Source organism: Natrinema sp. 74, assembly GCF_046097095.1.
In the GTDB taxonomy this organism is placed as follows: Archaea; Halobacteriota; Halobacteria; order Halobacteriales; family Natrialbaceae; genus Natrinema.
Genome location: NZ_CP175698.1, coordinates 382,872 through 403,894, shown reverse-complemented (window position 1 = coordinate 403,894; position 21,023 = coordinate 382,872). Strand labels below are relative to the sequence as shown.

The window sequence follows — 21,023 nt, the reverse complement described above, 5'->3', positions numbered from 1 at the left end:
CCGGGATGAAAAGCCGGCCGATCGTGTCACTCACGCGTCTCGAGCGTCAATTCCCGATGCCGCTCAGCCACAATTTTTATTGTAAGACCGGGAGTCCGGCCAAACAGAATGGGAGACGAGCGGCAGGGGTTCGTGCCGGACGATACGGCGTTCGCACGAGCACTCGAGACGCTCAAACGTGACGGCAGCAATATCTTGCTCGTCGGCTCGGTGTCGGCGGACGTTCACGAGGCCGCCTGTCGGCAGCTACTGGGTGCGACGGAACGACACTCCCGATATCGACTGTTCGTGACGGATACGAACGACCGGGCGGCCTGTGGCGCGACCGCGGACGCTACGTCCGAGCGGGTCCGCACCATCAGGTACTCGACTGCCGGAACGGGGTCGGCCGAGCAACCGGAAGCCGACAGCGGCCCGCCGTCGCCCGGAACGCTCGGAATTCGGATCGTCGAAACCATCGACGAACTCGCCGAAACAGCCGGCGGATTCGAGCCGTCGGAGCTTCGCGTCTGTGTCGATTCGCTGCTTCCGCTCCTCGACGACCACGACGCAGAGACCGTCTTTCGCTTACTGCACGTAGCGACGGCGCGCGTCGACAAGGCTCGCGGTATGGGCCACTACCACGTGCCGCTCGAACCAGACCACGACGTGGTCAATCTCCTCGAACCGATGTTCGATGCGATAGTCACGGTTCGGTCTCGTGATGGGGCCGCCGAACAGCGGTGGTACCTCCGCGAGGCGGACACGACATCCGGCTGGCTCGAATTGTAAGTCGCCGAGCGCCGATTTCCTATATGAAAAGAAACACATACGCAGTCATGAGTCTATACGCGCTGTGAGACCTCCTTTCAGAACGCAGTGTGAGACCGTCTACTGACGGTGTGCCTCCAGTAATATCGGTGTTACGGCACAAGGTCTATATATCGAACGACCTATCCGTTCATAGAGTAGCATACATGGTCGAAGCCACTACTGAGCTTCTCGGCGGAGCCGCTGTTACCGTTTTCCTCGCACTCCTCTTCTTTGGCGTCGTGGTCCTCTGGGACGTGGCCCTCGCCCTGCGAAGCGTCGGCGATAAAATCGACAAGCTCGAGGACAACATCGACGACGATCTGACTGATATCGCCCACAGTTTAGACGGCATGTCGAACACCGGCGGCGGCGGGACACAACTGCACCTAAACGGTGGTGGGACGATCAGTTCCGGTCCGAACGCAAGCGGCCCTCAACAGTCCCAGCAATCGCAGCAATCCAGCCAACAGCAGGGACCGGCCGCACAACGGGCCGCGACCGACCCGGCTGCGGCCGGCGGCGTCGGTCCCCAGCCCCAGTCACAGCCTCACCAGCCCGAGCAGGGACCACGGGCGGCGCGTCGGGAGCGAGAGACGGATGACACGACCGACAATACTGACGAAGCACCGGAACCGGACGAGTCGGTTGACGAGACGGATGACGGGAGCCCTGACGAATCGGCTGCCGACGAGGAACCGGCCGACGAACCGGAGGCCGAGCCAGATGGCGATGTCGCCGAAGCCGCCGACCCGTCGCACCCGCGAGCCGACGCCAACCGCGGTCGGTTCATCACGTCGCCAGACCGAACGGCCTGGTACGCTACGCCGCTGGATCGAGCGGCCATCGCGGCGGCGCGACCTGAAATCGCGGGCGAACTCCCCGCCGGCACGGACGACGAGGTCGACGAGTCCGAGGTGATCGCGGCCGGACCGGTCGGCTCGAGCGAAGCGGTCCCAGACGACGAGACCGACGCCGACGCAGCGGTCGACGCGACAGTTGACGAATCGGCCGGCACGGACACAGACGCAGATGCGGCGAGCGCCGACGAGGCGGACGACGGCGATGACGACGGTGACGAGTCGACCGCCGAGGACGGACTCGAGGACGACGGCGATGACGGCGATAATGGTGAGATCCCGACCTCGCCGGACGAGGTCGACGTGCTGTCGTTCGACGAGGGAGCCGACGCCAGCGGGGCCGCGGAGTCAGACGCCGGGAGCGGCGATACCGAGGCCGACGCACCGATCGATGAGGGAGCTGTCGAACCGATGGACGACACCGGGTCCACCGCGGATAGTGGAGCGGGCCAGTCCGACGTTCCCGACCTCACCGACGGATCGACCGAGCCGGCACCGGCCGGCGACGAGCCGACCGCCACGGCGGAGACAGATGCCGACGCGGACGAGTCGGCCGGGGCGACCGGCTCCGAGTCTGAGGACGCGAACGCGTCCGACGCGCCGCCCGCCGACGAACTCGGCGACCTCTCGTTCGACGATCCCGGCGAGTTCGAACCCGAGGACGAAGACGTGACCGTCAAGGAGGCCGTCGACACCATGAACGAGGACGCGCCCGCCCCGGAGCTCTCGAGCCATCGGTTCGACGTGACGGCAGAAGAGATCGACGGCGGCGGTGCAACGTTAACCTTCGAGTTCGACACCGAGACGGTCGATATCACCGGCTCGACGGAGCGATTGCTCACGTATCAGATGCAGAGCTTCGCCGATCGGGAGTCGGCACCGGACGGAGACGTGACGATCGGACGGGACCGAATCGTGATCGAAATTTTCGACTCGGACGGCACCGCCATCCAGCAGTGGGGCGAGGCGGCCGTGGACATCATCGATCGGACGCTGTATCTCTCGGATAACAGTAGCTGAGCCGCCGACACCGCTATCGTATCCAGCTCTCGTTTTCTGCGTTCGAGTCGGCCGCGAACGGGCCCCGATCCACACGTTTTTACTCGCCCCGCGCTCCCTCACTGATAATGCGAATCGAGAACAGCTTCATTCCCGTCCACGGGGTCGGGGAAGCCACCGAACGACGCCTCTGGGAGAACGGCGTCACCCACTGGGACGAGTTCGACGGCAGCGTCGTCGGCTCGACGTTGGCCGGCCGGATCGAGACGTTCATCGACGAGGGCCGGACCCACTTAGAGCGCGGCGACATCTCCGTCTTCACCGAGGCGCTGCCGGCCGCGAGCCGCTGGCGGTGCTACGAGAACGTCAGTGACGAGGCCTGCTTTCTGGACATCGAGACGACCGGCCTCAGCGCCGATCAGAACGACGTGACGACCGTCAGCTGCCACCGCGGCGGCGAGACCGAGACGTTCGTCAAGGACCGCGATCTGACGCGTGACCGCCTCGCACGCGAACTCGAGGAGTCGGCCCTGCTCGTTACGTTCAACGGGCAGCGCTTCGACGTGCCGTTCCTCGAGACCTGTTTCGACCTCGAGATCGACCTCCCGCACGTCGATCTCATGTATCCCTGCAAGAAGCTCGGCCTCGACGGCGGGCTGAAGGCCATCGAGCGGGACCTCGGTATCGATCGCGGGACGCCGGATATCAGCGGCCGCGACGCGGTCCGTCTCTGGCACGAGTACGAGTCCGGCGACGACGCGGCCCTCGAGACGCTCGTGGAGTACAACCGCGCCGACACGGCCAACTTGGAGCCGCTGATGGAGACCGTCACGGATCGACTCCACGAAGATGTCTTCGCGTCCGTGACTGCCGGAGAGTAACTCGTTTTCGACCTCCTCGAGCGCGACCGCGCGGCGATGCCGACGAGCAGGTGTTTACCGTGGCCGCTTCGTACACGTTCGCATGTCCGACTACGACTACGAGACCGCCGTCGACGTTCGGCTCCGCGATATCGACTTCATGGGCCACGTCAACAACGCGACCTACGCGACCTATCTCGAGCAGGCCCGTAACGATTACTTCCGTGACGTGCTCGGCGTCTCGTTGGTCGAGACCGACACCGTCCTCGTGAGCCTCGAACTCGAATACACAATGCCCATCGAGGCCGGCGACGATGTCACCGTCGCGATTCGCGTCGACGAGTTGGGGACCTCGAGTATCCCAATGACCTGCGAGATCCGTGCAAACGGCGAGCAGGCGGCGACGGCACGGACCGTGCAGGTCCTCGCAGATCCCGACGGGGACGGGTCGCAACCGCTTCCGTCGGACTGGCGGACGCGGATCGAGCGACAGGGCACATAGCCGTCGCGGCCGCTACGGCAGCCCGTAGCGTAGAGCGTTTTCTGACCGATCGATCTTACTCTGGGTCGGAGACGGTCACGTCGCCGTCGCTCGTAACGACGACCTGGTAGCCACAGAAGGGGAATTCGACGCGGCCGGTCGGTCGCTTTCGGCCGTTTTCGCGGGGTTCGAAGAGCGAATCGAGAGCTTCGGGATTGATGACCTCATAGAGCGCCTGATACTCCGGGGGTTCGACCTCCAGCGGATCGATGCCTTCCCGTTCGGCGACGGCAGCGATGACCTCGAAACTGATAGACTGACTGGTTGTCGCATCCGAGCGATCGACTGAGAGTAGCATTGGCCGCACTCTTTCTTCGATCCGGTATAAATCCTCTGCCCTCAACCAGCGATTGTCCCTCAATACTGATACCTAATGTACATATTTGACCTACGACGCTATTATTGGGAATTGTTTTTTATAAAATTAAATTTCGTTCTCAAATTTTGGAACGGTTCAAGCGCCGACAGTCGGCGGACAATCAGCGGTTGGAAGTCGGTGGTCGAAACGTGGCCGGAAACGAAACCGTTCACAGCAACCGGTATCTGTTCGGGGAGAGACGCTGAACGGTCTCCGCAGAGACGTACGCGCCATAATCCCTCTCGAGCGGGCGAGCAAAGATCGCGACGTCCTCGCGGACGACCACTCCGCCGCGTGCCGCGACTTCACGCGCGCCCGATTCGAAGAATTGGGCCTCGATGTCGGGCCGGCACCGGGACTGAAATCGAGCAGCGGCGTCGCGACGTCCGTCGGTAGCAGGAGTTCAGCGGCCAACGGGTCCGACACAGACGATCGCGAGGTGTCGTTCGGTGAATCGGGCGGCGTGCGAGCGACGGCGGTTCCTGACGACCGGGGCATTTGAGACGAACATGTTCGTGACGAAGCGTTTGATCGCGCGCCTCGTATCCGTCACGAATCGATGGACCCGAATTACGCCACGACCGCCGACCGTTCTCCGGAGACGATGGCCGACCGAGACGGCAAACCAACCACCGTGACCGTTCGCTGTACCGGCCACGTCCGCGACGCCGTCGGTACCCACGAACTCGAGTTCTCCTTTGAGGGAACTACGCTCCGGGCGTTCCTCGAGGCGTTCTTCGACGAGTACGACCTCGAGGACATGCTCATCGCGGAGACCGAAGCCGACGCGACCCACAGCGGCTGGGCACCGGTGCCCGACGACCTCCCCGGTACCTGGCGCAAAAACCCCGAGGGTGAGCAGACCCGACCGTACGCGCGAGTTTGTATCAACGGCCGGTTCAACGAACACCGCGGCGGGTTCGAGGCGAAGCTGGAAGACGGCGACCGCGTGGCGCTGATCTACCCGTTCATGTTCTGCTGTTGACCGAGTCGTCGATCAGCGTGGGGACGGCAGTCGCGTGACACGCGTCCACGTCGGTAAGGGTGGCCGGCGCGGCCCTTGCATGTGTGGGCCGGAGGGGTATCCAGTCCGGAGCGCTACGGCTGCGTGTGAGCACAGAAACTCGTTCCACGGACGACCCGGTCACGTGCAGAGTTTGCGGGACGGAAAACGAGACCTTCTACACCTACTGTCGACACTGTCTCGGGCACCTGCCGGCGCGCCCGGACGCGTGAGATCGGCAGGCCGTAGACGTTACTCGAGGACGACCAGCGTATCGCCCATGTCGACGCTCTCGCCTTCCTCGACGGCGATCTGCGTGACGGTGCCGCCCTGCGAGGCGACGATGTCGTTTTCCATCTTCATGGCCTCGAGGACGACCAGTACGTCGCCGGCCGCGACCTCGTCGCCTTCTTCGACTTCCACGCCGAGGATCGTCCCCTGCATCTCGGCATCGACGGTCTCGCCCTCGCCTTGAATGTCGGCACCGCCGCCGCTGTCGCCGCCCGCAGGCTCGGGTCGGCTGGCCTGTGCGCCGCCGGCGTCGACATCACCGGTCGGGATCGCTGGCGCGCCGCGTTCCTCGAGTTCGACCTCGAAGCGCTTGCCGTTGACTTCGACCGTGAACTCGCGTTCGACGGACTCCTCGTCGTCTTCACTGCCCCCGTCACCGGTGTCGCCGCCCCATTGCTCCTGAGCCTCCTCGATGCGGGTCTCGTCGAGGTCCTCGTCTAAGTACTTCGTCGTGTGCGTACTCTGGACGAACTCCTCGTCGGTGAGCATCAGTCGGTGGAACGGGATAATCGTCGGAATGCCCTCGATATCGTATTCGCGGAGGGCGCGCAGCGAGCGCTCGATACACTCATCGCGGTCCTCGCCCCAGACCACGAGTTTGGCGATCATCGAGTCGTAGTCGGTGACGAGCTCGTCGCCCTGCCGAAGCGCGTCGTCGAGTCGAACGCCGATTCCGCCCGGCGGGTCGTAGGTCTCGAGCGTTCCCCCGGTCGCGGGCGCGAAGTCGTTGGCCGCGTTCTCGGCGTTGATGCGGAACTCCATCGCGTGGCCGTCGATTTCGACGTCGTCCTGGTCGAAGTCGACTTCCTCGCCGGCGGCCACCTTGATCTGGCGCTTGACGATGTCGAGACCGGTGATCGCCTCGGTCACCGTGTGCTCGACCTGAATCCGCGTATTGACCTCGAGGAAGTAGAAGTTCGCGTCGGGGCCGAGTGGCCCATCGCGGCCGGGCTCTTCCTCAACGAGGAACTCGACGGTGCCGGCGTTGGTGTAGTCGGCGGCCGCGACGCCCCGGCGGGCGGCCTCGCCGATCTTCTCGCGGAGTTCGTCGGTCAGCGCCGCCGAGGGTCCCTCCTCGATGACCTTCTGGTGGCGACGCTGGAGCGAACAGTCACGTTCGCCGAGATGGCGGACGTTGCCGTGCTCGTCTGCGAGAATCTGGACCTCGATGTGACGGGGCTGCTCCAAGTAGCGCTCGAGGTAGACCGAATCGTTGTCGAAGTAGGCCTCGCCCTCGCGCTGGGCGCTCTCGAGTTGGTCTTCGACCTCGCTTTCGTCCCAGACGACCTTCATCCCGCGGCCGCCACCGCCGCCCTCCGCCTTGATGGCGATCGGGTAGCCGTGTTTCTCGCCGAACGCCGTGACCTCCTCGGGGTCGGTGACGGGGTCGGTCGTCCCGGGGACGATCGGCACGTCGGCCTCGTTCATGATCGTTCGGGCTTTGGTCTTCTCGCCGAGCGACTCCATCGCCGAACTGGACGGGCCGATCCACGTGATTCCCTCGACGTCTTCGACCTTACTCGCGAATTCGGCGTTCTCGGCGAGGAAGCCGTAGCCGGGGTGGATCGCGTCGGCGTCGGCCTTCCGCGCGGCCTCGATGACGGCTTCGTGGTCGAGATAGGAGTCGGCCGCGCGCGCCGGTCCGACGTTGTACGCCTCGTCGGCGTAGCGAACGTGTCCCGAGTCCGTGTCGGCCTCGGAATAGATGGCGACGGTTCCGATGTTCAACTCTTCGCACGCCCGCATGACGCGGACGGCGATCTCCCCGCGGTTCGCCACGAGAACCTTCCTGAACATTCCTGTGGGAACCGTCGTGAGGGGCCTACCTTACTTTTTCGCAACGGGTCGGGTGAGGTGATATCTATACGAACTGGCAACCCAGAACCGAGTACGTGGTGTGGTATTCATGGCCAAGGATTATGTAGTGTGACACCCTCAAATACACGATGCTCGGTTCAGTGCCCGGCCCCCTACAACTACGAGCCCTGCTCGAGGATCCCCTCTCGCTCATCGGCGTCGTCGGCTTCCTTCTCGTGGTAATCACCGTCTGGCAAATGGTCGAGATCGTCGATGCCTACAACAAGGCCGCGCTCACCGTGTTTGGCGAGTACCGCAAACTGCTCGAGCCGGGGCTGAACATCGTCCCGCCGTTCGTCTCGCGGATCTATACGTTCGACATGCGGACCCAGACGATCGACGTGCCGTCTCAGGAGGCGATCACGCGGGACAACTCGCCGGTAACCGCCGACGCCGTCGTCTATATCCGAGTGATGAACGCCAGACGTGCCTTCCTCGAGGTCGAAGATTACCAGCGGGCGGTCTCGAATCTCGCACAGACGACGCTGCGCGCCGTCATCGGCGATATGGAACTCGACGATACGCTCAGCCGGCGCGAGATGATCAATGGGCGGATTCGCGAAGAACTCGACGAGCCCACCGACGAGTGGGGTATCCGCGTCGAATCGGTCGAAGTCCGGGAAGTCACTCCCTCGCAGGGCGTCAAAGGCGCGATGGAAGAACAGACTTCAGCCGAGCGCCGTCGTCGCGCGATGATCCTCGAAGCCCAGGGAGAACGCCGCAGCGCCGTCGAGAAAGCAGAAGGTGACAAACAGAGCGAGATCATTCGCGCGCAAGGTGAAAAGCAAAGCCAGATCTTAGAGGCACAGGGTGACGCGATTTCGACCGTGCTGCGTGCGCGCTCCGCGGAATCGATGGGCGAACGCGCGGTCATCGACAGAGGGATGGAGACCCTCGCCGAGATCGGGCAGGGCGACTCGACAACGTTCGTCATGCCCCAGGAACTCACTTCGCTGGTCGGCCGCTACGGCACGCACCTCTCCGGAAGTGACGTCAAAAGCGACGGCGCGGACCTCGAGAGCCGCGAGTTCGACGCGGAAACGCGCGAACTAATCGGACTGGACGACATCGCCGAGATCATCGGCGAAATCGACCGGGAAGCCGACATGGACGTCGAAGCGATGGAACGGGAAGCGAAGGCCATCAAGGAGGGGGAGGACATCGAGCCGTCGTCCGACAAACCCGTCGACTCGTCGGAACCGGCTGACGGTACTAAACTGGCCCACGACTCCGATTCGGAGTAGTGCGAACCGCTGGCCGCCGGCACACGAACATCGGCGACCGGACACAAACGGTGACGAGACGGCTTAGAACCGCTCCGTTCGGCCCGCAGCCGACCACGCGTCGGTCGGTGCCTCGCGCGGGACGCGAACGGTCCGGTGTTGCTGTGCACGCACACGGCCGGCGAACGCCCAGCGCTTGGTATCCCACGTCTCGTCGCCGCCGGCCGCCGCGGCAGCGGCCGCGAGCGCCCGATCGTGGAGGTGTGCACCGATAGCGGCCGCGATGGCCGCCGCTTCCTCGTCGTCGGCGTCATCGGGCAAGTCGAGGGCGACGTCTCCGGGGAGAGCCGCCTCGAGTCCGGTCGACTCGCCGTCGGCGGCCACCTCGTCCATCTCCGGGGACACGGCCGCACCGTCTGTTGCGGGCTGTTGCTGTGAGTTCATGTGATTACAGCGGAATGTTGCCGTGTTTCTTGTCCGGGTTGGACTCGCGCTTGGACTCGAGCATCTCGAGATCCTGGATCAGCCGCGGGCGCGTCTCCGTGGGGATGATCACGTCGTCGAGGAAGCCCTTGTCGGTAGCAGTGTAGGGATTGGCGAACTCCTCGCGGTACTCTTCGATGAGTTCGTCACGGAGCTCATCGGGGTTGTCGGCCTCCTCGAGTTCTTCACGGTAGAGGATGTTGACCGCGCCCTGAGGGCCCATGACGGCGATCTCGGCAGTCGGCCAGGCGTAGTTGACGTCCGCGCCGAGGTTCTTCGAGGCCATGACGCAGTAGGCACCGCCGTAGGCCTTGCGCGTGATGACAGTGAGGAGCGGGACGGTCGCCTCGGCGTAAGCGTACAGCAACTTTGCGCCGTGACGGATGATCCCGCGGTGTTCCTGATCGGTGCCGGGCATGTAGCCGGGGACGTCGACGAACGTGACGATCGGGATGTTAAAGGAGTCACAGAAGCGGACGAACCGCGAGGCTTTCATCGAGGCGTCGACGGTCAGCGTGCCGGCGTTGACGCGGGGCTGGTTGGCGACGAGGCCGACCGAGCGCCCGTCGAGGCGGCCGAAGCCGACGACGATGTTCTGGGCGAAGTTGTCTCCGACCTCGAAAAAGGAGCCCTCGTCGACGACCGAATCGATGACGTCGGTCATGTCGTAGGGCTTTTGCGGGCTTGGCGGGACGATCTCTTTGAGTTGCTCGTCGCGCCGGTCGGGGTCGTCCCACGGCTCGACACGCGGTGGGTCTTCGACGTTGTTCTGGGGCAGATAGGAGAGGAGCCGCTTGATGTCATCTAACGCCTGCTCTTCGCTCTCGCAGGCGAACTGGGCGACGCCGGTCTTGTTGGCGTGGGTCATCGCCCCGCCGAGTTCCTCGTGGGAGACTTCCTCACCGGTAACGGTCTTGGTGACGCCGGGGCCGGTGATGTACATGTGACTGGTGTCTTTGACCATGAAGATGAAGTCCGTGATCGCCGGGGAGTAGACGGCCCCGCCGGCACACGGCCCCATCGTCGCCGAAATTTGGGGGACGACGCCGCTGGCCTCCTGATTCCGGCGGAAGATTTCGGTGTAACCGGCGAGGCTCTTGACGCCCTCTTGGATACGGGCACCGGCCGAGTCGTTGAGCCCGATAACCGGTGCGCCAACTTCCATGGCCATGTCCATGACTTTACAGACCTTCTCGGCGAAGACCTCGCCGAGCGAGCCGCCGAAGACGGTGAAATCGTGGGCGAAGACGAACGTGGTTCGGCCGTTGACCTCGCCGTAGCCCGTGACGACGCCGTCGCCGGGAATCTGCTTCTCCTCCATCCCGAACTGACTCGTCTGATGGGTCCGGAGCTGGTCGAACTCTGTGAACGTCCCATCGTCGAGGAAGTAGTCGATCCGCTCGCGGGCGGTCATCTTCCCCTTGTCGTGTTGCTTCTCGATCCGTGCCTCACCCCCACCCTTGCGTGCCTCTTCGCGGAGTTCCTCGAGTTCGTCGATGCGGTCTTCCATCGTCATGCTGGGAACACCCCTACTGCGCTCATACGCCGTTGTGCGAGGACCAATTGCAAAAGGATTCCGTAACTCCTTCACGATTAATAACTGAGCACGTGACGAACGACAGAATCGCCACGAAAAGTTATATAGGGGAGCTTTTTTAAGAGGCAGGCATGGCACAGCGAGAATCATGGGCAACGAGAACAGGGTTCATCCTAGCTGCGGTCGGTAGCGCAGTCGGATTAGGAAACATCTGGCGGTTCCCGTACCAGGTCGGTGAATACGGAGGTGCGGCGTTTCTCGTCGTGTATCTCCTCTTGGTCGCCTTCGTCGGCTTCCCGGTCATGCTGGCCGAGTTTACGATCGGGCGGTACACCAAGCGAAATCCAGTCGGTGCGCTCAACGAGATCGGGCGAGGTATCGGGTCAAAGATCGGATGGGTATTCGTCGCCGCAGGGTTCGTCATTCTGTCGTACTACAGCGTCGTCGCCGGATGGATCCTTCAGTACATCGTCATCGGCCTCCAAGGAAACTACGCCGCCGGCGGTGCTGGCGTACAGTTCGGAGCGACCACCGGCGGGCTGACGTCGGTGCTCACACACGCGCTCTTCATGGGTGCCGTCATCGGAATCGTCGCGTTCGGTATCCGCGACGGGATCGAACTCTCCGTCAAGTTGATGGTCCCCGCGATCATCGCGCTTCTGATCGGGCTGGCCGTCTACGCCGGGACGCTCTCCGGTGCCAGCGAGGCGTACGCGTACTATCTCTCGCCCGAACTGGGAACGATCGCATCGAATTGGACCGAAATCCTCCCCGCGGCGGCCGCACAGGCGTTCTTCACGCTGTCATTGGGGATGGGCGTGATGATCACCTACGCCTCCTATCTCGGAGAGGACCGCAACCTCGCCAAGGACGGCCTCATCATCGTCGGATTCGACACGCTGATCGCGTTCACCGCCGGTCTGGTCGCCTTCCCCATTCTCTTCACCGCCAATCTGACAGAGACCACGGACGGGCCGGGCTTTATTTTCGTCAGCCTCTCGGAGGCGTTCAGTAGCGTCCCGTTCGGCGGGCTCCTCGGTGCTGTCTTCTTCGCAACCGTCGCGATCGCCGCCCTCTCGAGTGCAATCAGCATCATGGAAGTCGTCGTCTCGTACCTGATCGACGAACACGATATCGGCCGCGTGCCGGCGGTGTCGGCCCTCGGAATCGCGATTTTCCTCGTCGGCGTTCCCGTGGCCTACGACCAGTCGTCGGGACTGGTCTGGCTTACCGTGTACGACGGACTGGCCAATCAGATCCTGCTCATCCTCGGGGGCCTACTGTTGGCGCTTTTCGTCGGCTGGTTCAAGCCCGATCTCGGACTCGAGGAGATCAACAAAGGGTTCCGAAACCTCGGGGCGAAGGGGGAGATCTGGATCTGGGCCCTTCGGATTCCGGTTATCGTCTTGCTGCTCGTCGTCCTCTGGTATAACGGAACCTCGGTCTACGGCAGCCTCGCGGGCATCTTCGGCTAACCGCGAAGATCGCTCGCTCTACACAGCCGCGATTCTGCTCACAAATACCGCCCGCGCCGATCGGACGTCACCCGCAGCGACACCCCTCGAGCGTGGTGGCCACTGTGACCGACGGAGTCACGCCTCCCCGTAGACCGGCACAGCCGCGCCGCTCGTCACCGCCGCCCCGTCGCTACAGAGGAAGGCCAACACGTCCGCGATCTCGAGCGGGTCGACCCACTCGTCGTGATCAGCGTCGGGCATCATCTTGCGGTTCATCGGCGTGTCGATCACGCTGGGCATGACGCAGTTGGCCCGCACGGTGCCGCGGTTCTCCTCGGCGAGCGTCTCTGTCAGCAGTCGGATGCCGGCCTTCGTGATGCGGTACGGGCCGTCGCCCTCGCCGCCCTCGAGCGCAGAGCGCGCGCTGATGCTGACGATCGATCCCGCCGACTCCTGGAGGTGGGGCAAGGCGTGTTTCGAGGCGAGGAAGGCCGTCTTCAGGTTGACGTTCAACAGGAGTTCGAACTCCGCGAGATCGGTGTCCTCGACGTGGTCGCCGCCGCGCCACGTCCCCGCGATGTTCAGCAGGTGGTCGATTCGGCCGTGCTCGTCGGCGACCGTGTCCATCAGGTCGGCCACGTCGTCCTCGTCGGTCAGGTCGGCCTCGTAAAACGCGAGTGCGGACTCGTCGGCCGGATCGCGCTCGAGTTGGCTGTCCGCGTCGTCGGGCGCGACCACGTCGACGGCACAGACCGTCGCGCCAACCTCGCGGAAGCGATCGACGGCGGCGCTGCCGAGTGCCCCGCTCGCACCGGTAATCACCGCGACGGTTCCGTCGAAGTCAACGTCGAAGTCGGTCCGCGCTGCCATACGCTACTGTGTGCGACCCGTTCGCATCAAAGGCAGGGGTGGCAGCGGTCGCCGCGACGACGCGCCGGCTACAGGGCGGCCGTCGGTAACACGGCTCGTCTGAACCAGAAGTCGGCGACAGCCGTGACAAGTTCGTCGTATCCCGCTTCGTCCGTCGGCTTCGAGAGATACGCGTTCGCCGCGAGGTCGTAGCTCTCGGAGACATCCTCGACACTCGCCGAGCGGGTCAATACGAGGATCGGAAGTCGTTCGAGCACCTGATCCTCCCGATCCTCAGAAATCGCCTCGAGTAGCTCGAGACCGTTCATTCGCGGTATCTCGAGGTCCAGTAAGACGAGATCCGGCAGCGACGACGGGTCGTCGGCGCGGTCGGTCAGCAGCGCCAGCGCGTCCGTTCCGTCGGCGGCGACATCGATCGAGATATCGAGGTTCAACTCGGCGAACGAATCGCGAAGCCGGTGAACGTCGTCTGCATTATCTTCGACGAGAAGCACATCGGCCGAATCGTCGGGGTCATCGCTCATCTGTCTATCACGACGGAGATATGGTCGTCATTCTCGGATTCCCAGAGAGGGCGGTTAAGCATATTCACTATACGATTTGGAACGCACGGCCAAGGGTCAGTCACCGACGGTCGTCACGGAAACCGTCCGCGTTCGCGGCCCGTCGCACTCGACGAGCAGCACCGATTGCCACGTCCCCAACGCCAGGTTCCCGTCTTCGATCGGGATCGTCACATCCGGGCCGACGAGGGTCGCCCGCAGGTGCGAATCGGCGTTTCCGTCCAGATCGTCGTGTGCGTGCCCCTCGTCGGGGACGCGATCGCGGAGGAACGACTCGAGGTCGCCGCGCAATCTCGGTTCGTTCTCCTGAACGACCAGCCCGGCCGTCGTGTGCTCGACGAACGCCGTACAGGTACCTGACTCGCGGTCGTCGGGAACGGCCGCGGCGACGCGATCGGTCACGTCGACGGTCGTCAGTCGTGACTCGGTTTCGACGGTAAACGTCATGGCGTGACTTACGAGTGCGCCGGATACGAAAGTTGCTCAAGCGCCCGATCAGCGCGGTCGCGGACGGTCAGAGCCGAATCTCCGCTCGAGAGGGCCGCAAGTCGGGCCGCCGCCGCGTCCACGTGCCCGTTACCGAGCGCGGCACAGGCGTTCGCGCGGACGTGCGCGTGGTCGTCCGCAAGTAACTCGACCAGCGCCGCTCGAACGGGGTCGACCGCGGCGCGGCGTGCGGCGGCGACGCGGGCGATCGTGATCGCGGTGATAGCACGGGTATCCGGATCGTCGCAGGAAAGCGCTGCCTCGAGGTCGCTACAGATCGACGCGACCGCGTCGGGAGCGCGGTCGGCGACATTGCTGAGACAGCCCAGCGCGTCGTAGCGCAGGGCGTCGTCGTCGTGAGCGACGAGTTCGGCCGCGTAATCGACAAACTCGAGCGAGGACATGTCCGCGTCCGATCGCGCCAGTCGGCCGAGCGCCCGGAGCGCCGGCCTGCCGTTATCGACCGGATTCGCCGCCAGCGCGTCGGTCAAGACCGGTACCGTCGGCTCGATGGCGGCCGGATGCGCCTGCGAAACGCGAGCCAGCGTCCGCAGTCCCCACCGGTCGTAGCCGCGGCGCTGTGCCAGTACGTCGGCGATCGCTGCGGTGTGATCGGCGACGGCGTCCGGCCGCTCGGTCGCGACGGCGGCGAGACAGCGAAGGAGTTCCCGCGTCACCGGCCGTTCGGCGCGCTCCGTCGCGACGGCCACGATCGCGTCGACCGACGGTGCCACGTCGTTTGGCGCTTCGTCCGCGAGATCGGCGAGGCAGGCGGCGACCGGCTCCCGAAAGTCGAGGTCGGGTCGCTCGAGCAGCGCGCGGAGTTTCGGGACGGTCGGCACGCACGCTGCCGGTCGGTCCTGTTCGTCAATCACGGTTCGAATCTGACGGACCGCGCCGCGTTGGTCCGACGGTGCAGTACTGTCGAGTTGTGCGAGGACCGACGGCAGATCGAACCCGGTCGCCCCCCGACGCCGGCGCTCGACGGCCTCTCCCCTCTCCCCATCCATCGTGTCCTGCATCGGAGATTGACGGCAAAAGCGTTCTGGCCAACACCCTCCGTTGGCGTCGACCTATCGCTCGGCGGCCGGCGGAGAGGGGCTCGCCCTACGCAAGCCACTCGTCGGGCTTGGTGTCGTAATCCACGTCGTCAGCCGCGAGATGGTCGACTTCCTCCCACGGCACGTCCTCGATCGTCACCGTCTCGCCGTCGTACCGGATGAGTTTGCCCCGCTCTTCGGGTTCGGGCTCGCGGTTGCGCCGTTTCGCAACCTCGATGTCGTGCTCGTCGACCTCCTTGACGATCGTCAGCAGGTTCACCGGTCGGCCCCACAGCTCGAAGACGCGTTTGAGCGTCTCCTTGGCCTGTCCGAGATCGAGCATAACGCCGTTGTACTGGTGACCAAGCAGCAACTCGTTGGCGTTGTTGTAGTTGCCGTCGTAGACCGCGATCGTCGGCTTCCCAAAGTTGGTAAACTGCAGGAGAAGCTTCTTCTTGACGTCCGCTGCGGCGTCGCTGGCGACGTGGAACTGGCCAGTCGCCTGCGAGTGCTCGTAGGTGAAGTAATTGTTCTCCGTGATGAACTCCTGAGTCAGAAACTCGTCCAAGAACGTCACGTCGTTGTGACTCTCCCGAACGTCGAACATTCGGTCCCAGCCGGCCGCAAAGTCGACGTCCGCGAGCGCCTCTTCGACCGACGAGTACCGCGCGTCGTCGAACAGATACCGGCCGATCCGCTCGAGTTCGTTCTGGTTGACCCGCGAGAGGAACCCGCGGTGCTGGCGCTTGACCAGCGAGTAGTGCCGGCGGGCCAGCCCCTCGTAAGTCAGTACCTTCCAGGGGTATTTCGACACGTCGGGCTCGCCGTCGCGAGCCCGCTCGAGCGCGTCGCGGTCGACCCATTCGTCGGGCACGTCTTCGAGCGCGTCGAGCGTCTCGGGCGTGATCGTCTCGATCGCCGTCGGCGGCTCGAGCGTCTCGAGGACCTCGTCGACGTCGACGACGTCAGTGAAGTTGCGCCAGGAGACGCCCTCGACGCGAAGCAGGTGCTCGAGGACCTCCCGGCGGTTGGTCGTGTTCTCGACGTACTCCCAGAGTTCCATCCCGAGGCTGTAGGGGTTGAGTCCGCCGGAGGCCAGTACCTTCGCCATGTGGTCGGCGTAGTTCAGGAACTCGTCGTCACCGGCGAAGCTCTCGTCGGTCATCATCGTCGACTCCCAGTAGGCGGCCCATCCCTCGTTCATCACCTTCGTCATCTTCTGGGCGGCGAAGTAGTAGGCTTCCGCGCGCATCATATCGAGGATGTCGCGTTGCCACTCCTCCATCTCGACGCCGCGGCCAGCGTCCTCGTCGTACTGCTTGCCGTGTTCGCGGACGAACGCCAGCACGTCTTTCTGGGGCTCCTCGGGGAAGTTCGCCGCGATGTCTTCGCCCTCGAGTTTCTCGACCCACTCCTCGTTGAAGACCTCGCCTTTGACCTCCTCGGAGAGGTCGAGGTCGTCGAGTTTCTCGGCGAGGTCCTCGTCGATCGCTTCGCCGGCCGGCCCGTCGACGTCGAGGCGGCGGCTGAACACCTGATGCTGATCGATGTTGTCCTCAAGCGAGAGGCAGTGGTCGATCCACTTCTCGACCTCGGCGCGATCGATCTCGGGGTCGGACATGTACTCGTCGATCGCCCGCGCGTGGCGCTCTAACATGGCCGCGGCGTTGACTTGCCCCTCGTCGGCCTGCCCGCGGGTGAACATGCCGAACCACTCGTTGTTCGCGAAGAAATCGGAGTGAGCCTCGACGTGGGTGATGACTGCCTTCTGGTCGGCGACCGTGTTCGACTCCTGTAAGAAGGCGTGGGCCGGATTGTCGTTGTTGACGATCTCGAAGGCCTTTCCGCCGCCGTACTGGCCCTGCTTTTGCTGTTTGTCGTACTGCATCCCCCACCGCCAGTGGGGATAGCGACTCTGGAACCCACCGTAGGCGATGAGTTCGTTCATCTCGTCGTAGTCGATGATCCAGTACTTCACCGGGTAGGGCTCGAGACCGAGCGTCTCGGCGAGGTTCCGAGCCTCGTCGACCGGTTCCTCGAGGTCGCTGGCGATCGCCTGTTTGCGGAAGCGGTCCGCGTTGGAGTTGCGTTTACTCATGAAAACCACCGGTTTTCGTGGGTTCGATGCGCGCTTTGCGTGCATCGGTCCTCGCGCGAGCGTGAGGACCGAAGCGAACGCCGTTCGCTTCGTTACTCATCTTGCTCACTCTCCGTCGAGAGGATGTCGTAGATCGCGTCGGTCACGTCCGACTCGCCGTTGACGTACGCGACCGCGACATCGTCGGCATCGGTGCCGAAGTGGCGCTCGAGTTCCTCGGCGTGGGTCGCGTTGATCGCGTTGCCGCTGGGCTGGGTCTCCACGTAGGCGTGGAGGTTTGCCGGGATCGTCTCCATCAGCGGGATCACGCGCTCGCCGGTGTCGTTGCTCGAGTTCTCGGAGTCGCCCGCGGCGAAGACGTAGCGGTTCCAGTCGCTCCACGGGTACTCCTCTAACAGCTGGGCGGCGAGTTCGTACGCGCTCGAGATCTTGGTACCGCCGCCGCTGCGGATGCCGAAGAACTCGTCGCGCTCGACCTCCCAGGCGTCGGCGTCGTGGGCGATGTAGACGAACTCGGCGTTGTCGTACTTGCCCTGCAGGTACCAGTCCAGCGGGGTGAACGTGCGCTCGACGAGTTCGCGCTTCTTCTCGCGCATCGAGCCGGAGACGTCGCGGATGTTGACGACCACGACGTTCTTCTCTTTTTCCTCGATGATCTCGGGGTGGCGGTAGCGCTCGTCTTCTCGGCGGAAGGGGACGTGGTCGATCCCCTCGCGGCGGATCTTCTGTTGTACGTCTTCACGCTCGACGTTGTTCTCGACCTCCTCGATCGAGGCCCATTTGCCCCGTTCTTCGTCCGGGACGTCCGCGTACGCTTCTTCGATCCAGGCCATCGACACTGGGAGGTTCTCGCCGCGGGCCCACTCGAAGACGTCGCGCGGTTCGATCCCCTCGACTTTGCACAGCTCGCGGAGGAACTTCTCGTCGAAGTCCATCGCGAGTTTGCGCTTTAACCCCTCCTTGAACATCCGCTCGAAGTCGAGCGTGCTGTTCGGGCCGGTCCGCGTGAGGTCGGTAAAGGGCCCTTCCTTCTCCTCGACGACCTTCTTGCCCTTCGGATCGAGATCGAGCCCGAGTTCCTCGTCGAGTTCCTCGGCGAACTCCTCGGGGTCCATCTCGTAGTACTCGTGTTCGCCGCCCTCCTCGCCGGGCTCGCCGTCCTCGCCGTCGTCGTCGCCCGGCTGGGGCTGTGGCTGCCCGACCGGCTGGCCGGCGTCGGGCGTCCCGTCTTCGCCCTGGCCGACCCCGCCTTGGTCACGCTGGTCGTACTCGAACTCCGGCAGCGAGACGATCTTGACGGGGATGTTGATCTCGCCCGGCCGGCTCTGGCCGAGGTCGCCGTACTGGATGAAGTCCGCGAGGTCTTCGCGGCGTTCCTCGCCGACTTCGCGGAATCGCTCGAGGTCGTCTCTCAGTCCCATCTGTAGCTCACCTGTCCCATGACGTGTCTGCTGGTTAGCTCGGCCGACGCCTCGGTGTAGCCGAAGAGGTTCACCATCGTTTCGATGGTGTCGTCTTTGACCGCGGCCGTCTCGGTCCCGCTCGGCGGGTCGTCCCACTGCCGTGGGTCGAAGTCCTCGAAGGTCCGCTCGACGTCGTCCCAGTCGTGGCTCTCGAGTACCGACTTGATCACGGGGATCGCGGTGAGGTCGACGTCTTCGACCGAGAAGTCCTCGTTGCGGTGCTCCCACGCGTGGCGGTTCAGCGACGTGATCACCTTCTCGCGCCGGAAGTTTCGGACGCTCTCGCGGGGAAGGTTCCCCTCGTACTCACCCTCGGAGAACCGGCCGAGGTGTTCGACCTCGAACAGCTTCATCTTCAGCGGGTCGGGCTCGACGCGCTCGCCGCGGTCGTTATACAGCGGTTCGTCGGTCTCCCAGGCGTAGACGTGCTCGACGTATTCGGCGACGGTCTCCTCGTCGACGCGCTTGTCGTGCATGATAGCCTCGATGACGTCTGACTCCTGCTGGTCGTAGATGTAGTTCTTCACGGGGACGACGCGATTCTCGAACTCAGAGCGCTCGCCCGTCGAAAACACCGGCGCGTCGGCTAGCCCTTCGACCATCGCGTTCAACACGTCGCGGGGCATGACCACGTCCTCGACCGCCAGCTCGGCGTGGTGGCGGTCCCGATCGGTCTGGAGCAGTTCGGCGAGCGTATCCCGCGTGTACGTCACCGGGACGCCGTGGTCGCCGTCGTTGCTGTCGCCGTCGAAGTCGAACTCCTCTTTTTCGCGGCGGGTGTCGCCCTCTTGGAGGTAGCCCTGATCGTAGATCAGCGCCTTGTCCACGAGGTCGAGCCCGTTCGGGAGGTGCTCCTCGTCTAACCGCGTCACGACCGCGTACAGCGCAGCGGCCTCGATCGCGTGGGGCGCAAACTCCTGGACCCGTGTCTCGCCGTCGCGGTCTTTGACCGTCACCGTCACCGGTGCGCGGATCCGCTCGGCGAGTTCGTCGTAGGTCGTGGCCTCCCAGACCGCCGTCTCGTTGGTCAGTTCACGCCGGATGAGCTCCGTCTCGAGGCTCAGGTTCGTCAGGTAGCCAAAGCGGTGCTTGTCGAGCCGGCGCTTCAGCGCTTTCAGCGGGTCCATTCCGTTGCGATCGGAGTGCTGATTGAGCTGAGCCTCGAGGTCGGGGTTCGAGATGATCAGCAGCTGGCTGTCGACGTCCATCCCGATTCCCTTGTCCAGCTTCACCGACTGCTCGTCGGGGACGTTCAGCAGCTTCTGGAGGAGGTCGGCGTGCTGGGCCGCATCCTCGACGATCGTGAGGACACCGTTGCCCTGCGAGAGGACGCCGTCGTAGCTAAACGCCTGCGGGTTCTTCCGCCCGCGGGAATCGAGTTCCTGGAGCATGCCGTGCATCCACGAGCCGACGAGGCGCTCCTTCGGCGGGCCGTCGTCCTCCGAGTGGAGGACGCCCACGCCCTGGCCGACGTCGACGACGTAGTTCTTCACGCGGAGGTGGGTCTCGTCGGTGATCGCCGAGAATAGCGCGTCCTCGCCCTCCCGACGGTAGCGTTCCTCCAGGAAGTCGTAGGCCTCCCGGGAGAACGGGTCGAGCGCTGCGTCGACCCGGACGGGGACGTGATCGTCGAGTCCGTCGTTGAGCTCCGCGAGCAGGTCCTCGCGGACGTCCTCGGGGAACACCGACAGCGGGTGGGCCTGCACGGGGCTCTCGTACCAGTTCTGGTCGTCGCCTGCCGTGGCGTCGCCGCCGTAGCTCAGCCCGCGATCGCTGGCGTCGGCCGTCGTAATGTTCCACTCGACGGTGTACCGGCGGCCTTCGGGCGTCTTGGAGTACTCTCGTAGCCCGTTGACCAGACAGCGCTTGAGTTCCGATTTGCCCGTCGCGGTCGGTCCCTCGAACCAGATGATCTTCTCGTCTTTCGCCCGACCCGCGGCGATCGATCGCAGGTCGTCGACGAACCCGTTTAACACCTCGGTGTTGCCGAGGATGGCGTGCTCGCCGTCGTTGTGCGGGTCGTCGAAGAAGCGATAGCGCTCCTTCTCCTCGCCTTCCTCGACCACCGTGCGGGTGCCGGCAGCCTCGATCGCCTCGAGCAGGTACTTCGAGGCGTGGGAGGCGACGGTCGGGTTCTCGAAGATCCGATCGACGTAGGCGGCGAGGTCCATCGGCTCCTCGTAGGTCTCCTCGAGCGCCCGATCGGCCTCGGTGACGTAGTCGTCGCCGGTCATATTAGTCGACC

At 64.2% G+C, this 21,023-nt stretch carries 18 protein-coding genes; 7 read left to right on the top strand and 11 right to left on the bottom strand.

The genetic code is table 11. The features are described 5' to 3' along the window. The first annotated feature begins 108 nt into the window (after positions 1 to 108). From ACJ70B_RS02005 to ACJ70B_RS01990, 4 genes are all read left to right on the top strand, one after another. The gene (locus ACJ70B_RS02005; RefSeq protein WP_408958742.1) at positions 109 to 771 is read left to right on the top strand and encodes a hypothetical protein; all 663 of its coding nucleotides are present in this window, start codon (positions 109 to 111) and stop codon (positions 769 to 771) included. Between the two features lie 185 nt (positions 772 to 956). After that, the gene (locus ACJ70B_RS02000) at positions 957 to 2,669 is read left to right on the top strand and encodes an AAA family ATPase (protein ID WP_408958741.1); all 1,713 of its coding nucleotides are present in this window, start codon (positions 957 to 959) and stop codon (positions 2,667 to 2,669) included. Positions 2,670 to 2,776: 107 nt separating this feature from the next. Further along, a complete protein-coding gene (locus tag ACJ70B_RS01995; protein WP_408958740.1) occupies positions 2,777 to 3,529 on the top strand; it encodes a ribonuclease H-like domain-containing protein in 753 nt (250 codons plus the stop codon). 82 nt (positions 3,530 to 3,611) lie between these two features. Continuing rightward, positions 3,612 to 4,010, top strand: coding sequence for an acyl-CoA thioesterase (locus ACJ70B_RS01990; protein ID WP_408958739.1), 399 nt, complete (start codon positions 3,612 to 3,614; stop codon positions 4,008 to 4,010). Between the two features lie 55 nt (positions 4,011 to 4,065). Here the strand turns inward: ACJ70B_RS01990 and ACJ70B_RS01985 are convergent, their stop codons facing one another. Then, positions 4,066 to 4,347 carry a HalOD1 output domain-containing protein gene (locus ACJ70B_RS01985; protein WP_408958738.1) on the bottom strand — a complete coding sequence of 94 codons (282 nt, stop codon included), beginning with the start codon at positions 4,345 to 4,347 and terminating at the stop codon, positions 4,066 to 4,068. A gap of 664 nt (positions 4,348 to 5,011) precedes the next feature. Between ACJ70B_RS01985 and ACJ70B_RS01980 the strand changes: the two genes are divergently transcribed. Then, the gene (locus tag ACJ70B_RS01980; RefSeq protein WP_408960068.1) at positions 5,012 to 5,392 is read left to right on the top strand and encodes a MoaD/ThiS family protein; all 381 of its coding nucleotides are present in this window, start codon (positions 5,012 to 5,014) and stop codon (positions 5,390 to 5,392) included. A 270-nt stretch (positions 5,393 to 5,662) separates the two neighbouring features. Here the strand turns inward: ACJ70B_RS01980 and ACJ70B_RS01975 are convergent, their stop codons facing one another. Then, positions 5,663 to 7,498 (bottom strand): acetyl-CoA carboxylase biotin carboxylase subunit, encoded by a 1,836-nt coding sequence (locus ACJ70B_RS01975; protein WP_408958737.1) that lies wholly within the window; start codon positions 7,496 to 7,498, stop codon positions 5,663 to 5,665. Positions 7,499 to 7,647: 149 nt separating this feature from the next. On the opposite strand from ACJ70B_RS01975, the gene ACJ70B_RS01970 reads away from it, so the two are divergent. After that, positions 7,648 to 8,802, top strand: coding sequence for an SPFH domain-containing protein (locus ACJ70B_RS01970; protein ID WP_408958736.1), 1,155 nt, complete (start codon positions 7,648 to 7,650; stop codon positions 8,800 to 8,802). A 63-nt stretch (positions 8,803 to 8,865) separates the two neighbouring features. On the opposite strand, the gene ACJ70B_RS01965 is transcribed toward ACJ70B_RS01970, so the two are convergent. Continuing rightward, positions 8,866 to 9,225 carry a hypothetical protein gene (locus tag ACJ70B_RS01965; protein ID WP_408958735.1) on the bottom strand — a complete coding sequence of 120 codons (360 nt, stop codon included), beginning with the start codon at positions 9,223 to 9,225 and terminating at the stop codon, positions 8,866 to 8,868. Positions 9,226 to 9,229: 4 nt separating this feature from the next. Further along, positions 9,230 to 10,774 (bottom strand): acyl-CoA carboxylase subunit beta, encoded by a 1,545-nt coding sequence (locus ACJ70B_RS01960; protein ID WP_408960067.1) that lies wholly within the window; start codon positions 10,772 to 10,774, stop codon positions 9,230 to 9,232. Positions 10,775 to 10,932: 158 nt separating this feature from the next. On the opposite strand from ACJ70B_RS01960, the gene ACJ70B_RS01955 reads away from it, so the two are divergent. Next, positions 10,933 to 12,276 (top strand): sodium-dependent transporter, encoded by a 1,344-nt coding sequence (locus ACJ70B_RS01955; protein ID WP_408958734.1) that lies wholly within the window; start codon positions 10,933 to 10,935, stop codon positions 12,274 to 12,276. 117 nt (positions 12,277 to 12,393) lie between these two features. Here the strand turns inward: ACJ70B_RS01955 and ACJ70B_RS01950 are convergent, their stop codons facing one another. The 7 genes from ACJ70B_RS01950 to ACJ70B_RS01920 all read right to left on the bottom strand — a co-directional run bounded on the left by ACJ70B_RS01950 (position 12,394) and on the right by ACJ70B_RS01920 (position 21,012). Then, a complete protein-coding gene (locus ACJ70B_RS01950; RefSeq protein WP_408958733.1) occupies positions 12,394 to 13,128 on the bottom strand; it encodes an SDR family oxidoreductase in 735 nt (244 codons plus the stop codon). A 68-nt stretch (positions 13,129 to 13,196) separates the two neighbouring features. Then, positions 13,197 to 13,652, bottom strand: a complete 456-nt coding sequence (locus ACJ70B_RS01945; protein WP_408958732.1) for a response regulator — start codon at positions 13,650 to 13,652, stop codon at positions 13,197 to 13,199. A gap of 96 nt (positions 13,653 to 13,748) precedes the next feature. Next, a complete protein-coding gene (locus tag ACJ70B_RS01940; protein WP_408958731.1) occupies positions 13,749 to 14,138 on the bottom strand; it encodes a secondary thiamine-phosphate synthase enzyme YjbQ in 390 nt (129 codons plus the stop codon). Positions 14,139 to 14,146: 8 nt separating this feature from the next. Further along, on the bottom strand, positions 14,147 to 15,187 hold the full coding sequence (locus tag ACJ70B_RS01935) for a HEAT repeat domain-containing protein (RefSeq protein WP_408958730.1): 1,041 nt from the start codon (positions 15,185 to 15,187) through the stop codon (positions 14,147 to 14,149). Between the two features lie 97 nt (positions 15,188 to 15,284). Then, positions 15,285 to 17,315, bottom strand: a complete 2,031-nt coding sequence (locus ACJ70B_RS01930) for a SpoVR family protein (RefSeq protein WP_408958729.1) — start codon at positions 17,313 to 17,315, stop codon at positions 15,285 to 15,287. 92 nt (positions 17,316 to 17,407) lie between these two features. Beyond that, the gene (locus tag ACJ70B_RS01925; RefSeq protein ID WP_408958728.1) at positions 17,408 to 18,736 is read right to left on the bottom strand and encodes a YeaH/YhbH family protein; all 1,329 of its coding nucleotides are present in this window, start codon (positions 18,734 to 18,736) and stop codon (positions 17,408 to 17,410) included. Further along, positions 18,727 to 21,012 carry a PrkA family serine protein kinase gene (locus ACJ70B_RS01920; protein WP_408958727.1) on the bottom strand — a complete coding sequence of 762 codons (2,286 nt, stop codon included), beginning with the start codon at positions 21,010 to 21,012 and terminating at the stop codon, positions 18,727 to 18,729. Before ACJ70B_RS01920 ends, ACJ70B_RS01925 begins: the two co-directional genes overlap by 10 nt. Positions 21,013 to 21,023 lie beyond the last annotated feature (11 nt).

Bases quoted from the DNA above. Each gene is read 5' to 3' on its own strand.
- ACJ70B_RS01995 (WP_408958740.1), top strand. From the start codon at position 2,777: ATGCGAATCGAGAACAGCTTCATTCCCGTCCACGGGGTCGGGGAAGCC.
- ACJ70B_RS02000 (WP_408958741.1), top strand. From the start codon at position 957: ATGGTCGAAGCCACTACTGAGCTTCTCGGCGGAGCCGCTGTTACCGTT.
- ACJ70B_RS02005 (WP_408958742.1), top strand. From the start codon at position 109: ATGGGAGACGAGCGGCAGGGGTTCGTGCCGGACGATACGGCGTTCGCA.
- ACJ70B_RS01920 (WP_408958727.1), bottom strand. From the start codon at position 21,012: ATGACCGGCGACGACTACGTCACCGAGGCCGATCGGGCGCTCGAGGAG.
- ACJ70B_RS01955 (WP_408958734.1), top strand. From the start codon at position 10,933: ATGGCACAGCGAGAATCATGGGCAACGAGAACAGGGTTCATCCTAGCT.
- ACJ70B_RS01960 (WP_408960067.1), bottom strand. From the start codon at position 10,774: ATGGAAGACCGCATCGACGAACTCGAGGAACTCCGCGAAGAGGCACGC.
- ACJ70B_RS01970 (WP_408958736.1), top strand. From the start codon at position 7,648: ATGCTCGGTTCAGTGCCCGGCCCCCTACAACTACGAGCCCTGCTCGAG.
- ACJ70B_RS01935 (WP_408958730.1), bottom strand. From the start codon at position 15,187: ATGGATGGGGAGAGGGGAGAGGCCGTCGAGCGCCGGCGTCGGGGGGCG.
- ACJ70B_RS01980 (WP_408960068.1), top strand. From the start codon at position 5,012: ATGGCCGACCGAGACGGCAAACCAACCACCGTGACCGTTCGCTGTACC.
- ACJ70B_RS01930 (WP_408958729.1), bottom strand. From the start codon at position 17,315: ATGAGTAAACGCAACTCCAACGCGGACCGCTTCCGCAAACAGGCGATC.
- ACJ70B_RS01965 (WP_408958735.1), bottom strand. From the start codon at position 9,225: ATGAACTCACAGCAACAGCCCGCAACAGACGGTGCGGCCGTGTCCCCG.
- ACJ70B_RS01940 (WP_408958731.1), bottom strand. From the start codon at position 14,138: ATGACGTTTACCGTCGAAACCGAGTCACGACTGACGACCGTCGACGTG.
- ACJ70B_RS01925 (WP_408958728.1), bottom strand. From the start codon at position 18,736: ATGGGACTGAGAGACGACCTCGAGCGATTCCGCGAAGTCGGCGAGGAA.
- ACJ70B_RS01990 (WP_408958739.1), top strand. From the start codon at position 3,612: ATGTCCGACTACGACTACGAGACCGCCGTCGACGTTCGGCTCCGCGAT.
- ACJ70B_RS01985 (WP_408958738.1), bottom strand. From the start codon at position 4,347: ATGCTACTCTCAGTCGATCGCTCGGATGCGACAACCAGTCAGTCTATC.
- ACJ70B_RS01945 (WP_408958732.1), bottom strand. From the start codon at position 13,652: ATGAGCGATGACCCCGACGATTCGGCCGATGTGCTTCTCGTCGAAGAT.
- ACJ70B_RS01975 (WP_408958737.1), bottom strand. From the start codon at position 7,498: ATGTTCAGGAAGGTTCTCGTGGCGAACCGCGGGGAGATCGCCGTCCGC.
- ACJ70B_RS01950 (WP_408958733.1), bottom strand. From the start codon at position 13,128: ATGGCAGCGCGGACCGACTTCGACGTTGACTTCGACGGAACCGTCGCG.